Annotated in this window: 12 protein-coding genes; 7 read left to right on the top strand and 5 right to left on the bottom strand. The window is 68.0% G+C overall.

The annotated features are described in order from the left end of the window. The first annotated feature begins 116 nt into the window (after positions 1–116). From PGH47_RS00305 to infA, 5 genes are all read left to right on the top strand, one after another. Positions 117–1,214 carry a serine hydrolase domain-containing protein gene (locus PGH47_RS00305; RefSeq protein ID WP_435887811.1) on the top strand — a complete coding sequence of 366 codons (1,098 nt, stop codon included), beginning with the start codon at positions 117–119 and terminating at the stop codon, positions 1,212–1,214. A gap of 267 nt (positions 1,215–1,481) precedes the next feature. Continuing rightward, positions 1,482–2,777, top strand: coding sequence for a KAP family P-loop NTPase fold protein (locus PGH47_RS00300; protein WP_271661636.1), 1,296 nt, complete (start codon positions 1,482–1,484; stop codon positions 2,775–2,777). Next, on the top strand, positions 2,774–4,639 hold the full coding sequence (locus tag PGH47_RS00295; RefSeq protein WP_271661635.1) for an Hsp70 family protein: 1,866 nt from the start codon (positions 2,774–2,776) through the stop codon (positions 4,637–4,639). Before PGH47_RS00300 ends, PGH47_RS00295 begins: the two co-directional genes overlap by 4 nt. Positions 4,640–4,870: 231 nt before the next feature. Further along, positions 4,871–5,662, top strand: a complete 792-nt coding sequence (locus PGH47_RS00290; protein WP_271661634.1) for a GNAT family N-acetyltransferase — start codon at positions 4,871–4,873, stop codon at positions 5,660–5,662. Continuing rightward, positions 5,659–5,883, top strand: a complete 225-nt coding sequence (gene infA / locus PGH47_RS00285; protein ID WP_030967176.1) for a translation initiation factor IF-1 — start codon at positions 5,659–5,661, stop codon at positions 5,881–5,883. The genes PGH47_RS00290 and infA overlap by 4 nt, the downstream gene beginning before the upstream one ends. Before the next feature lie 78 nt (positions 5,884–5,961). Here infA and PGH47_RS00280 read toward each other — a convergent pair whose 3' ends face one another. Continuing rightward, on the bottom strand, positions 5,962–6,780 hold the full coding sequence (locus tag PGH47_RS00280; RefSeq protein WP_271661633.1) for an SAM-dependent methyltransferase: 819 nt from the start codon (positions 6,778–6,780) through the stop codon (positions 5,962–5,964). Between the two features lie 215 nt (positions 6,781–6,995). On the opposite strand from PGH47_RS00280, the gene PGH47_RS00275 reads away from it, so the two are divergent. Continuing rightward, entirely contained in the window at positions 6,996–8,465 is a 1,470-nt protein-coding gene (locus PGH47_RS00275) for a glycoside hydrolase family 43 protein (protein WP_271661632.1), read from the top strand. An 85-nt stretch (positions 8,466–8,550) separates the two neighbouring features. On the opposite strand, the gene PGH47_RS00270 is transcribed toward PGH47_RS00275, so the two are convergent. The 4 genes from PGH47_RS00270 to PGH47_RS00255 all read right to left on the bottom strand — a co-directional run bounded on the left by PGH47_RS00270 (position 8,551) and on the right by PGH47_RS00255 (position 11,239). Next, the gene (locus tag PGH47_RS00270; protein WP_271667928.1) at positions 8,551–9,837 is read right to left on the bottom strand and encodes an ATP-binding protein; all 1,287 of its coding nucleotides are present in this window, start codon (positions 9,835–9,837) and stop codon (positions 8,551–8,553) included. Between the two features lie 107 nt (positions 9,838–9,944). Beyond that, positions 9,945–10,229 (bottom strand): SHOCT domain-containing protein, encoded by a 285-nt coding sequence (locus PGH47_RS00265; protein ID WP_271661631.1) that lies wholly within the window; start codon positions 10,227–10,229, stop codon positions 9,945–9,947. Between the two features lie 91 nt (positions 10,230–10,320). Beyond that, the gene (locus PGH47_RS00260; RefSeq protein ID WP_185843903.1) at positions 10,321–10,764 is read right to left on the bottom strand and encodes a DUF6325 family protein; all 444 of its coding nucleotides are present in this window, start codon (positions 10,762–10,764) and stop codon (positions 10,321–10,323) included. 154 nt (positions 10,765–10,918) lie between these two features. Continuing rightward, positions 10,919–11,239 (bottom strand): hypothetical protein, encoded by a 321-nt coding sequence (locus tag PGH47_RS00255; protein WP_271661630.1) that lies wholly within the window; start codon positions 11,237–11,239, stop codon positions 10,919–10,921. 278 nt (positions 11,240–11,517) lie between these two features. On the opposite strand from PGH47_RS00255, the gene PGH47_RS00250 reads away from it, so the two are divergent. Then, positions 11,518–13,449 carry a protein-arginine deiminase domain-containing protein gene (locus PGH47_RS00250; RefSeq protein ID WP_271661629.1) on the top strand — a complete coding sequence of 644 codons (1,932 nt, stop codon included), beginning with the start codon at positions 11,518–11,520 and terminating at the stop codon, positions 13,447–13,449. The last annotated feature ends 38 nt before the right edge of the window (positions 13,450–13,487 follow it).

Genomic DNA, 13,487 nt, shown 5'->3' with positions numbered 1-13,487 from the left:
GCGTCCCCGAGCCTGGGCGGCATGCGCTTCAGGCTGTATCGAGTCGCGCCGACCGGCGGAGTCGCCTTCGGCGAACTGCCGACGCCCAGCCAGACCTGCTACGCGTGGCCGGGCCGGTGACGATGAAGCCCTCACTGCACCAGAAGGTCCAAGGGGTCCTCGATGAACTCGTGGACAGCGGGGTCGAGACCGGCTTGCAGATTGCCGTATTCCACCAGGGTGCTCGTGTTGTCGACGCCGTCGCCGGGGTCGCCGACAGCCGGACCGGGCGCGAGGCGGCGCCGGAGACGCCTTTCTTCAGTTTCTCTGCCGGCAAGGTCATGACGTCGCTGATCGCTCACCTGCTGGTCAGGGACGGTGTGGTCGGATACGACACACCGGTGGCCGACGTATGGCCGGAGTTCGGTGCCCACGGCAAGGCGACGGCGACCCTTCGGCACGTGCTGACCCACTCGGTCGGAGTGCCGGCGATGCCTGGTGGCATCGGCCCTGCCGACCTGACGGACTGGGCACGGGTCTGCGGCGCGATCGCCGACGCCGAACCGCGGTGGCGCCCCGGGACCGAGACGGGATACCACTCATTCACCTACGGCTTCCTGGTCGGCGAGGTCGCGCGCAGGGCCACCGGCAAACCGATGCGGCAGCTCCTGCACGAATGGGTCGCGGTGCCCTTGGGCCTCGACGGTGACCTGTACTTCGGTGTGCCCCGAGCCGACCTGACCCGCCTGGCGCGACTCGAAGACGCCGTACCGCCCCCGGTCGCCCCACCGGACAGCGATGCCGTTCTCGCGCCCTGGGAAATGCAGCCGACCGCGGCCATGGGCAACAGCGAGGAGATCCTGCTGGCGGACATCCCGTCGGTCGGCACTTTCACCGCGAGGGGAATCGCTGCCATGAATGCCGCGATCCTCGACGGTCGCCTCATCGATTCACACCAGCTCGACGAGTTGACAGCGGTGGCCTTCGAGGGCACCGACCAGGTCTTCGGCAACCCGGTGCGGCTGGCCCTCGGCTATCCCCTCGGACGCATCGGCACGCGTCCCGACGAAACACCTACGACGTTCGGCTGGATCGGCGGTGGCGGCAGCTACGTGTATGCCGACACCACCACCGGCACCTCCTTCGCCATGACCAAGACCCGCCTCACTCCGCACTTCAACACCGCACAGCGACTCGCAGATCTGATTACGGCCGAGACCAACCCGCATGCTTGAGCAGCCCGGGAAGTCCCTACTTGCCCGGTTCCAGTGCACACCCAGGCCGTGACGAATCGCTCCCAAGCCGTAATGGGGTTGTGGTTAACGTGCTCAACCAAGCCTGAGCTGCCGAACGCGGCCGCCTTCGTGTCCGACCACGATTGGGCGTCGTGTTACCACGTACGACGGCACGCGGAGCGTGTTTTCATCGGAACTCTCCCGCGTCGCCCCCGTTTGACCATGATGGAGCGGCGCCTCAGTTGGTGCGATGAGGGGGATGGGGCGATGGAGAAGATCGGGCTGCTCTCGGACAATGCGATCTCCGACGCATCCGGCGATGCGTTCGGATTTCTGGCACATGCCCGTGTTCTGTGTGACGCGCTGGAAGGCACGGATGACCTTCCGCTCACCGTGGGCATTTTCGGCCCGTGGGGCATGGGCAAGTCGAGTTTCATGAACATCTGCCGCGACCTGCTGCGGCAGCGCGAGATTCCCGCCATCTGGTTCAACCCTTGGAAGTACGACCAGAAGGACGAGATCTGGCACGCGCTCATTCAGACCGTGCTCACCGAAATGGCCATCGATCTGGAGAGGCGTCGGAGCGAGGCCGGCGAATCGAAGCGTGAGCGGTTGACCCAGACACTGGCCACCGTACGGCAGTTGAGCCAGGCGGCTGCCTGGCTCCTCGCCCGCCGGGCCGCCGGTCCACTGACCGGCGGCTTTCTCGCGGCCGAGGACGTCGATCGTTTCCATGACACGATCACCGCCTCGGACGCCGCGGCATACCGCCATGTCAATCACTTCGAGGAGGATTTCAGGGATGTCGTCCACCGATACACCAACGGCGGCCGCCTCGTCCTCTTCGTCGACGACCTCGACCGCTGTACCCAGGACGCGGCAATCACCGTACTGGACTCCCTGAAACTGTTCCTCGGAGAGGCGTCCTGCGTCTTCGTGCTGGCGATGGACCAACAGGTGATCACCGAGGCGGCCGGGCGGAAGGCGGGCGGCGACGAACCGGACCTCGTCCGCGGCCAGCAGTACCTGGAGAAGCTGATCCACTTTCCCTACCACCTGCCCGGAGTGCCGTTCGAGGCGCTCTATCGGCAATTGCAGACGAAGATCCGGCCACCGGAACTGGCCGGCTCGGGAGAACTCTGGGAACTGATCCAGTCCGCCTTCGGCGCCAATCCCCGTCGGGTGCGCAGATTCATCAACGGGCTCAACCTCACCGCCGCGACCCTGGAGCTGCAACAGCCGCCGTCCGTAAGGCGGTTGCTGCACGCCGGTGTGCTGCTGGCATTACGGATGCTGTACCCGTCCTTCTTCCTCGTCCTCCAGGAAGATCCGGCCATCTGGTTCCGCTTCGACGAGGCCGAGGCCCGAAAGACACAACTCGGCGGCCGGGACGAAACGGTGGCCCAGGAGAATCCGGGCGTACGACGACTCCTCGCTGACGTCTCCCCGCACCGCGCGGGGTTCGACTTCCCGCCACCGCCCAACGAGCAGGAGATCAGGCTGCTCACAGAGATCCTCACCGTGACGGGCGGTCTGCCCTCGGCTCCTGAGGAGCAGTCATGAACAACGCCGCTTCGGAGCGGGACCCCTTCCAGGCCACCGGTCCCCGCCACGTCATCGGACTCGACATCGGGGACGGCGAGAGCGCCTTGTGCTGGGTGTCGACGGACCCGGCCACCATGCGGGACGAGCCGAAGGTCTTCGAACGGGACACGAACGAGAGGAGCATCATCACGGCGATCGCCTGGGAGTACGGGAAGAACGACGACGAGGGCGACGCCACCCGGCTGCTGATCGGCGAAGAGGCCGTGATGTCCAAGGACTGCCTCCAGTTCGGCGTGAACTTCAAGACCGCCTTCGACTCCGAACACCAAGTCATGCCACGCCAGGTGCCGTTCTCCCAGGCGCTGCTCCGCGAGTTCTTCCGCCGCCATCCGGATGTCCGGCAGGACTGCGCCGTGTACGTGGGGCATCCCGCCGGATGGCCCATGGACGCCGTCGAGGCGTATGCGAAGCAGTTCGGACCTCTCGACGTTCCCGTGCGACTCATGCCTGAGTCGCAGTCGGCGCTCGTCCACGTCCGGGACCGTCACACGCAGGACCGCGGCAATGGTGTCGATCGCGACGCGCTGCGGGAAGTGCTCATCGTCGACGTCGGATCCTCGACGACCGACTTCACATTCGTCGACGATCTCGAACCGCGCAATCTGCCCGTGGGAGCCTCACTCGGCTGCCGACGGATCGATGACGCACTCGCTGCCCTACTGCGTACGGAACTCGCCGAGGACAAGGAGTTCACCGACGCCCTGGCGATGCCCGGCGGAGCACAGATGCTCCGGCTCGTGTGCCGCCGCGCAAAGGAGGCGCAGTTCTCATCCGGCAACGGGGACCGTGACAACTTCCGCAGCATGCCGCAAGGGTGTGCCACCCGTTTCGCGCCGATCGTCCACAAGGGCGGCGGCCGACTGCGCGGAGTGGAGATTCCCCGGCTGGTTGCCACCCCCGGAGGCTGGGCGGACGACTTCCGCGCCGTATTGGCGCAGGCGAAGCGAGAACTCGGCTCGTCCCGGCCCCAGTTGATCATCGTGACCGGCGGCGGCTCACGTATGCCGGTCGTCCGGGAAGCCTGCGCCGAGTCCTTCCCGGACGCGGAGGTACGGAACGACCCGAACCCCTCGTTCACCGTGGCCCGAGGCCTGGCGAGCGCCGGCCGGCACCGGGTCGGCGTGGAACGCTTTCGGCGCGACATCCGAGCCCTCAAGGACCAGACCGACTTCAACAACGAAATCCGCGCCGCGCTCCTCGAATCGTTCGACGAAATGATCAGCCTGCTGCGGCAGCGCGTCGAGCTGGAAGCGGGGAACGGCGGTGCCCAGTCGTCCACACCGCTGGACGAGCAGATTCGTGAAGTGGCCGACCTCGACGCGGCGTTCCAGCGGTTGCAAGCGCGACTGGAGGCCTCGTTGGCGCCGCTCGTCCTGGACATCTGCCGTGCCTACGGAATCCGGGACGACCGGTTCCGACTCGACCTGACTGTGCCGAACATCGTCAGCGTGAAGATGACGGCACGCATCCGTGGTGTCCTGCGGACGGCGGGCGTGGCACAGGGGATCCTGACGACCGCCGGAGGCGCGACCGTGGCCGGGCGCGTTCTCATGAACGGTGCGGTACAGGCGTTCCGGAAGGGGGGCGCCGGCCCGCTCCTGGTCGCGGCCGGAGCGGTGGCCGCCGCCGGTGCAGTGGTCGTCGGCAGCGCCGCGGGAGTCGAATACGCCGCACGGTGGCGACTCCAGCGGGCGCTGGAGACGGCCAGCCTGGAGCCGACCGAGATCACTCGCCTCGTGGAAGAAGTCGCGGAGTCGATCGCGGAGCAGATGGACGACCGGGCGAGGGAGGTAGAGCGTTTCGTTCTGTCCGCCGGGTGAGCGCTGAAGCCCGGGACGTGGTCGCTGGTTGCGTTACGAGCTCATGGAAAAGGATTTGAGCGGGGCGCGCCCCGTTGTTACTTTCGCGGTGGACCGTGAAGTCGTCGTATGGAGGTGAGCCCCGTGAACACAGTTACCCGTGGGTGCTCCCTCATCCCGTCACGGTCCGGCGGCTGACGTTCGGTGTCGCCAGGAGCGCCTGAGATTGAGGCACTCCTGGAGGAGATTCCGATGGATACAAAGCCCTACGCATCTGGCCTGAGCGAGAACGCGGTGGTGATCACGCGCGTCGCGGACAGGCAATGGCATGCCCTGGAAGACGACCTGGTGGTCGGCCGCGGGTATGCGAAGCACCGGCCCGACGGACGCTTGTTCGTCAGCATCGACGCCTGGCACGACGCCGCCTTCGACCGGCTCGCCGAGGCGATGTTGGCGGCACTGCCGGCGCCGCTGTACACGGTGGTCGACGAAGCCGACGTCGAGCTGACAGCAGGCTGGCGGCGGGCCGGGTTCAAGATCCGGCGCCGCGAGTGGGAGTACGCCGTACCGACCGACCCGCGGGTCAACGGGCTCGGCGAAGTCCTGCCGCCCTCGGGCGTCACGATCGTGCCCGCCGGTCAGGCGGACGAGGGTCTGCTGCGGGCGGTGGACCGCGCGATCCGTGACGAAGTCGAAGCGACCGTCGGCTGGCGGTCGATGCCCGCCGAGGTGATTCCCCGCCCCGAAGGCGACACCATCGTCGACCCGTCGAAATACGCGGTGGCCGCGACGCCGGACCGCTACCTGGGCCTGATCCGGGTGGTGACCGTGAACCGGCCGCGCATCGGGCTCGTCGCGGTCCGGGCCGGGGAGCAGCGCCGCGGCATCGCCCGTTCACTGCTGGCCCACGCGCTGGGGACGCTCCACAACTCCGGGCACGCAGAGGCGTGGACGGAAGTCCACGAGTCCAACCGACCAGCCACGGCGCTGTTCGAGGGCATCGGTGCCCGGCCGATGAGCAGCAACCTGGAGCTGGTGCGATGACGAAGCACAAGAACGTCATCGAGGTCGAGGGCAAGGTCGTCGAGTGCCTGCGCAGCGCCATGTTCACCGTGGAACTCGACAACGGCCACCAGGTGCTCGCGCACATCAGCGGCAAGATCCGCAAGAACTACATCAAGATCGTGCTGGAGGACCGCGTACTGGTGGAACTCCCGCCGTACGACCTGACGCGCGGCCGGATCGTGTTCAGGTACCGGAACTAGCGCCGGCCGGTAGCTTCTGCGGTGCCTGACTCAGGGGCCTCGGTCACGGCAATTCCGTGACCGAGGCCCCTACGACCATCAGGCCTTGAGCCCCACGCCGCCGAACATGGCCACCTCGGCCGGCAGATCCGTCTCGCTGTCGTCCGATCGCCAGCGGTTGCAGGACACGACGCCCGGTTCGAGGAGTTCGAGGCCTTCGAAGAATCCGGCGATGTGTTCCGGTGTGCGTTGGGTCAGCTTGGGTGTGCCGTGCTCGTTCCAGAACGCCACCGCCGCGTCGACGTCCGGCATGTCCGGACGCGTGATGGTGTGTGAGAGGGCGAGGTGGCTGCCCGAGGGCAGGCGGTCCATCAGGCGGCGCACGATGCCGGACGCCTCGTCGTCGTCCTCGATGAAGATGACGACGCCGAGCAGCATCAGTGCCACGGGCCGGCTGAAGTCCAGGGTGCGTGCGGCCTGCTCCAGGATGGTGTCGACGTTGCGCAGATCCTCGTCGAGATAGTCGGTGCGGCCCTCGGGCGTGCTGGTCAGCAGGGCTTCCGCGTGGGCCAGCACGATGGGGTCGTTGTCGACGTAGACGATGCGGGACTCCGGCGCGATGCGCTGGGCGACCTCGTGGGTGTTGTCGGCCGTCGGCAGGCCCGTGCCGATGTCGAGGAACTGCCGTATCCCGCGCTCGCCGGCGAGGTACTGCACGGCACGCCCGAGGAACTGCCGGTCGGCGAGGGCGTAGTCGCCGATGCCCGGATGCAACGTACGGATCTGGTCGCCGGCGGCCTGGTCGACCTCGTAGTTGTCCTTGCCTCCCAGCCAGTAGTTCCAGATTCGGGCCGTGTGCGGCTGGTCGGTCTTGATTCGCTTACGCGCCTCGGTCGAGGCGGCGGGAATCTCGGTCACGCGATGTCCTCCGGATCAGCCCGATTTGGGGTCAAGGAGCAACTTAGCGCCAGTAGTTGAGGGTGAGCGACTTTCGGCGGTCACGTCTCTACACGCCACTCTTTACATCGATGTAACGACCGTGGTGCCATAGACCGCCGCCAGCTCATGCAGCGCTGTCCGCGGTCCAAGCCGTCCGCAGTCCATGGCACTTCGAGAGATGTGGGGAGTCGCCGATGCGCGCTCGTTCCGTCACCACCTTGGTGACCGCCCTGTTCGCCCTGCTCGTCAGCCTGGTCTGGGTACCGCAGGCCACCAGCGCCGCCACCGCCACCCAGCGGGTGGCGGACGCCGCACCGGTGGCAGCCGCGGCGGCAGGTACCTTCCGCAATCCGCTCAACACCGGACCCGACCCGTTCATGACTTACGCGAACGGGGCGTACCACCTCACCACCACGCAGGGCGACAGCATCAAGATGTGGCGCTCCTCCTCACTGAGCACCTTGCTCAAGGCCGACCCGATCACGGTCTGGAGAGACACCGACGCCTCACGCAACCAGCACATCTGGGCAGCCGAGTTCTACCGCTTCAACAACCGCTGGTACATGTACTACACGGCCGACGACGGAGTGGACGACCACCACCGGCTGTACGTCCTCGAATCGCAGGGCGACGATCCGACAGGGCCGTACCACTTCAAGGCGAAGCTCACCCCGCCCAACCACACCGACGACTTCGCCATCGACCCCGGGATCCTCCAGCACAACGGCAAGCTGTACCTCGCCTACAGCGGCATCAACGCCTATCAGCACAACGGCCTGAACATCGCGCCCATGTCGAACCCGTACACCGTCTCCGGCAACGCCATCGCCCTTGACGGTGCCGGGGGTTGCCCCGAGGTCCGTGAAGGCCCCGAGTTCCTGTACCGCAACGGCCGCACCTGGATGACGTACTCGGCGTGCGACACCGGCAAGCCCGACTACCAGGTCTGGATGATGTCCCTGCCCAATGGCGCCGACCCGCTGCTGCCCGGCAACTGGACCCAGCACAGCGGGCCCGTCTTCTCGCGCAACGACGCCAGGGGCGTGTTCGGTCCCGGCCACCACGCCTTCTTCCGTTCCCCCGACGGAACCGAGGACTGGATCATCTACCACGCCAAGACCACGTCGGTCTTCACCTACAGCAACCGCACGACCCGTGCCCAGAAGATCGGCTGGCGTGCCGACGGCAGCCCCGACCTCGGTACTCCGCTCGCACTGGGCGCGACACAGGACCTGCCCTCCGGTGACCCCGGGTCGGGCAACTACTGGATCAACGACGGCGGCCGCTCCAGCGGCAGCGGCACGGTGACTTACCAGGGTGCCTGGAATTCGGGCACCGGCTGCGCGGCGCAGTGCTTCTGGAGCGACGACCACTGGAGCGACCTGGCCGGCAACACCGCGACGTTCAGCTTCACCGGCACCAGAATCGCGCTGCTGTCCGTGAAGGACACGGGCAACGGCATCGCGGGCATCCGCATCGACGGAGGCGCCGAACAACGAGTCGACTTCTACGGAGCGATCCGCACCGGTGAGACGCTCCAGTACCTCAGCCCACGCCTGCCGTACGGCACACACACGCTACAAGTCCGCGTCACCGGGGAACGCAACTCCTCCGCCGGGGCAGCGTTCGTGAGCGTGGACCGCGCCGAGGTCTACACCGACTGACAGTCCCCGCACCGGGGCGACGGCACCGGCAACGGGGCCACGTCCCGGTGACGAGTCCCGTCAGGTCGTCTGGTGCGCCGCGATGTCACATGCGCACGTACTCCTCGGTGTCCTCGGCGAAGTCCCTCAGCGCCTGGTCGGTGAGAGTGGGCCGAGTCTGCTCTATGGCCTGCAGATAGTCCCCCGTGCCTGCGGGTGCGCCCTCCCCCTGAGTTACTTCACGCTCGAAAGCGGTTTGTGCGCCCTTACGAGCGGCGAACTCGATATCGGCCGGCGTGAACATCGCGCTCGCCTCCACCAGACGGTCGAGATCGACGTGGACGGCCGCGGGCCCCAGGTAGCGGCGCCAAACGGCCGATCGGGCCTCCGGATCCGGCGGGCCGACGGGGATGACGTAGTCGAAGCGTCCGGGCCGAAGGAAGGCCGGATCGAGGCGGCGGACGGAGTTCGTGGCGCAGATCAAGAGGCGGTCGTCGTGGTCGCGGAAGCTGGGGATCAGCTTGAGGAGTTCGTTGGTGACGCCGTGACTGGCGTCGACGGCCGTACCGGAGCGGGCGGCGGCGATCTCCTCCACCTCGTCGATGAAGAGCACCACCGTCTCCAGTTCGATCAACTCGGTGAACGTCTCCCGCAGGGAAGCCGCCAGCCCTCCCTCTCGGGACGATGCAAGCCGGGAGGGGAAGAGTTCGACGAAGGGCCACTGCAGGCGTGAGGCGACCGCTCGGGCGAAGCTGGTCTTGCCGGTGCCGGGCGGCCCGAAGAGGATGACGGCCTTGGGCGGCCTCACTCCGTACTGCTCGGCCAGCACGGGCCTGGCGAGCGGCAGGACGATCCGCCGCTCGATGGCTTCCTTCACCCCTTCCATCCCCGCGAGGCTCTCCCACAGATCTCCGGGAAGCATCCTCCCCCCGAGTTCCGCAAGGAGGCCTGCGTCGCTCGCGCCGGACTGCTCGACCTTCTCGTAGAAGACGAGCCCGGCCCGGGAGCGGTAGCCGGAGTTCTCCAAGGCAGTGGTTCCGGTCACCCCTGGTGCCAAGAGCGCGCCGATCCGGCGGACCCCCTGTGCCCGCAGGCGCCGTTCGAGCTCGGCGATCAAGGCGCTCCCGACGCCGCGCCTGCGCCAGGCTCCGGCCAGGGCCACCAGGACGATCCAGCCTCTCTCGCCATGAGCCTGCGACACGGCGATGCCAACGAGCTCGTTGCCGACCACAGCCACCACCGCTGGGCCAGCGGACCTGGCTGAGGTCACGACTTCCGACAGAGGAAAGGCGCCAGTTGCCTCGTCCGCCTGCTGGTTCTGGTCCCAGATCTGGATGGCGTGGTCCAGGTCATCGTCGTGGAAGTCCCGCAAACGCCATGCCGGCATCGCCATCACCTTCACGAAGGGCCATCACGGCTCCCCGGGGTGGGGACGTGATGCTCCCAGCAGCGGGTCCTCGCCGAACAGCAGGCCGTCCAATTCACGGCGGCGACGGCAGGTCACGACGCCAGGAGCCTGCGCTTCTGCTCCTCGAACTCGGCCTCGGTGAGCACGCCTTGCTCCTTGAGGTCGCCCAGCTGCTTCAGCTGTTCGATCTTGGTGGTCATGTCGGGTGGCGGCAGCTCGGCGCTGGGCGCCGGCTGGGGAGCGGGGGCTGCCGCGTAAGCGTTCTGCTCCTGCGCCGCCCAGCGGCCCTGCTGCCGGCGGGAGACCCGGTTGGACACGGCGGTCGCCGTTCCGGCGACGACAGCGGTGCGAGCGACCCCGCGGAGGAGACCTGGCATGACCGTTTCCCTTCTCTGCGTCAGCCGCGATCGACATCAGCAACGACCGGTCGTCGTTCAGCGAGCGGCCTCGTACGGTGACCGGCCTCCTTCAACGAGCGTCCTCCGTCGCATCGAGGGCCGCGACGAACGCGTCCACCGGAATCCGCCCGGACGCGACCAGCCTGGCACCGCCACGGCGCAGGGCCGCGGCGAAGGGTGCGGCCCACCGGTTCTCGTAGACCAGGATGCCCGCGGAGCTGCCCGGCTCCAGCGCGGTGGCCGCCTCCTCCAGGTCGTCCTGGCCCAGTAGGCCGGACGATGCTCCCTCGAAGACGGACAGGTCGAGTTCGCCGTCGCCCGTGAGGTCGGCGATCTCCATGCCGGTCACGGATCCGTCGTCGTCCTTCCGGACGAACATCAGGTCCAGGATCCGGATGATGCCGCGGTCCACGAGGTCGACCAGGAGGGGCAGGCCCTCGCCCGTCATCCGGTTGCCGGGAAACTCGACGACCAGGTAGTCGATCGGGCCAACGTCTTCGAGTTCGTCGCTCACGGTGTCACCTCTGGTGCTCGCGGCAGCCCCCAGTGACGCCCCGCGCCTCATCGGCAGCACCGGGCGGCCATCACCTCAATTGCAGCACCGGCCGGCGGCGACCGCACCTCGGTGTCCGTTCGGGGCCGTGACCGCGCGTGATCGATTCGACCGGTCACATGCCGCCGATCTTGCCCACCGCGTCACGTACGGAGTCGAGCGCGTCCACGAGGGCGTTGTTCTGCCTCCCGCGCGCCGCCCGGTCCTCCGGTACCAGCCGCGCGGCGACCTGCACGGCGTGGGCGTCCGGGTCGCCGAAAGCGGTCCGCGGGTCCTCTCCGGTCTCCTCGCAGTGCGTCGTGACCTCCTTGACCGCCTGGAGCACGATCGCCCGGTCCACACCCGGCTGCGTGACCAGCCGTACCTGGAAACGCGCCATCCACTTCTCGCGGTCCTTGTCCTTCGCCGCGTCCGTCGTCCGGTCCTTCTTCGCCACGTGCTCTCCCGGGTGATCGACAGCTGTCTTTCGTGAAGTTGGACGTTGAGATTCCGCAGCGGGTTGCGCGGGCGCGGGAGCAGTTGTCGGACTCCCGGCGCCCTGTGCTGTCCCACCCCCGCCGATCGGCGGGGCTCCGTCAGACCTCGGTATGACTTTCCGTCAGCACAGTGAACGCACAGCCACTCGTTTCACCTCTTGCACGGTGCACCCCCCCAACTGAGGAGGAACGCGCTGTGCGTTCACGCAGACGTATACGTACGAACCCTGCCGGGCCCATGGTCGTCGCGCTCGCCGCGGTCGGAACGGCGCTGGCCGTGCCGCTCTCACCCGCCTCGGCCGCCGAGCCGGCCGCACGGGCCGACCTCCGTGCCGACGTGAACCGTGACGGGCAGGTCGATGTCGGCGGCGGCACCGACACGACGGGAGAGGACACCTGGTCCTCGGGCAGGGGAGCGGTCTACCTGCCCAACATCGACGACGACACCAAGCGCTGCCCGGTCACCGGACCCGGCGGCAGGCCGCTGTCCGACGCCAAGCTGGCCGCGTGCAACGACGCCTCCGACACCAAGGTGAACGGCACGGCCGACGCCGCCGACCTCGCCCGTATCCGCTCGGTACCGATGCGGGGCCTGCCGTCCGGCGCCAAGGGCGGCGTCAAGGTCACCACCGGCGCGAAGCAGACCCGCGTCTACCTCAAGCGTGCGGGCAACTGGGTCATGATCACGCCGCAGACCAGCCTGTCGGCGGCCGAGTTGCGTTCCGGCGTGGAGTTCGGGGTCGAGGCCACCGACATCATCCGGGACACGCGGAAGTGGGACGGCAGGACGGTCATCCGTCTCACCGTGACGGCCGGCGGCCAGAGCACCTCTGACTCCGTCACCCTGCGCGTCGCTCCGCTCCTCACCCACCACCACCTGCAGAAGACCCAGCAGATGATGGTCACCAAGCTGAACCGTGACGCGGACTGGAGCGGGCTCCAGGGCAAGTTCGTCACCGACCTGAAGAAGGAAGCGGAGAAGGCCGGCATCACCAAGCCGCTGGTCACGTTCGACAAGTACCAGGACCCCTGGGCGCAGGACTTCGTCGAGCCGGCGTACGTGAGCATGACCGGGGACAACGGGCGCCGGCACGTGATGCGTGTGATGCTGCGCTCCGCGCAACCGGACCGTGAGGCCGGCCGGGAGCTGTTCGAGAAGGTCCGCGGACGGGACATCGGGGTCGTGCAGGCCTTCGATGCGTCGGCACCGGCGGACTGGTCGCTCAACTCCATGGGGAACCTGGAGACCATCCCGCCGTACGCCCACAACGGCCGCTCGTTCCCGGCCGGACGGATCATCATGGGGTGGCGCAAGGACAGCGGCGAGCGGCCCTCGGCGACGATGCGCACCCTGCTGAAATCCCAGGGATTCCAGGACCCGCTGCTGCTTGACACCTCCTGGCTGGAGGTCGGGCACGTCGACGAGTTCGTGCAGTTCCTGCCCGCCGACACCCCGCGCGGCTGGCGGATCGGCGTTGCCGACCCCGAGGCCGGGCTGCAGTTGCTGCGCGACGCCAAGCGCGCGGGCCACGGCAGCACCAAGATGTTCTCCGTCCCGGGCCTCGGGGGCTCCCCGCCGCTTCCGGAGACCATCGACCAGGCACTCGCCTCGCGACACCTGGTGTCCGACAACAACATGGCGGCTCAGCGGATCGCGGCCAATCTGGAGATCCTCAAGCGTGAGACCGGCGTGACCGACGACGAGATCGTGCGCGTGCCGGCCCTCTACACCCGCGGCTCGATGGCCCGTACGGAGGGCGGCGACGACGTCCGCGTGCCGCGACTGACGCGCATGGGCGGGAACGCTCCCCTGCCGGACGAGGTGAAGGAGCACGGCCAGCAGCGGTGGCTGTCCAGGGGCGGCAACGACTCCGCCGCGGCTGCACGGGCGACCATCGCGACGAGTGCGTACGTGCCCGGAGCGGTCAACGGCATCCTCCTCAGCCGTGACCGCTACCTCGCTCCCCGCCAGTGGGGTCCCGTCATCGGCGGCAAGGACATCTTCACCCAGGCCGTCACGGCCGCCTATGTGAAGGCGGGCATGAAGGTGTCGTACATCGACGACTGGTACACGTACCACCTCGGCATGGGCGAGGTGCACTGCGGCACCAACACCCTGCGCGACGCCTCCGCCGCCTGGTGGCAGCCCGCAGGGCCGGCGACGCCGTAGCACCGAGTGCCTCTCCCTGCGGTCGGCGAGGGGGACCG

It is taken from the genome of Streptomyces sp. HUAS 31 (assembly GCF_028198125.1).
Classification (GTDB): domain Bacteria; phylum Actinomycetota; class Actinomycetes; order Streptomycetales; family Streptomycetaceae; genus Streptomyces; species Streptomyces chartreusis.
This window is presented reverse-complemented; position numbering and strand designations above follow the sequence as displayed.

Bases quoted from the DNA above. Each gene is read 5' to 3' on its own strand.
- PGH47_RS00300 (WP_271661636.1), top strand. From the start codon at position 1,482: ATGGAGAAGATCGGGCTGCTCTCGGACAATGCGATCTCCGACGCATCC.
- PGH47_RS00295 (WP_271661635.1), top strand. From the start codon at position 2,774: ATGAACAACGCCGCTTCGGAGCGGGACCCCTTCCAGGCCACCGGTCCC.
- PGH47_RS00290 (WP_271661634.1), top strand. From the start codon at position 4,871: ATGGATACAAAGCCCTACGCATCTGGCCTGAGCGAGAACGCGGTGGTG.
- infA (WP_030967176.1), top strand. From the start codon at position 5,659: ATGACGAAGCACAAGAACGTCATCGAGGTCGAGGGCAAGGTCGTCGAG.
- PGH47_RS00275 (WP_271661632.1), top strand. From the start codon at position 6,996: ATGCGCGCTCGTTCCGTCACCACCTTGGTGACCGCCCTGTTCGCCCTG.
- PGH47_RS00270 (WP_271667928.1), bottom strand. From the start codon at position 9,837: ATGGCGATGCCGGCATGGCGTTTGCGGGACTTCCACGACGATGACCTG.
- PGH47_RS00265 (WP_271661631.1), bottom strand. From the start codon at position 10,229: ATGCCAGGTCTCCTCCGCGGGGTCGCTCGCACCGCTGTCGTCGCCGGA.
- PGH47_RS00250 (WP_271661629.1), top strand. From the start codon at position 11,518: ATGGTCGTCGCGCTCGCCGCGGTCGGAACGGCGCTGGCCGTGCCGCTC.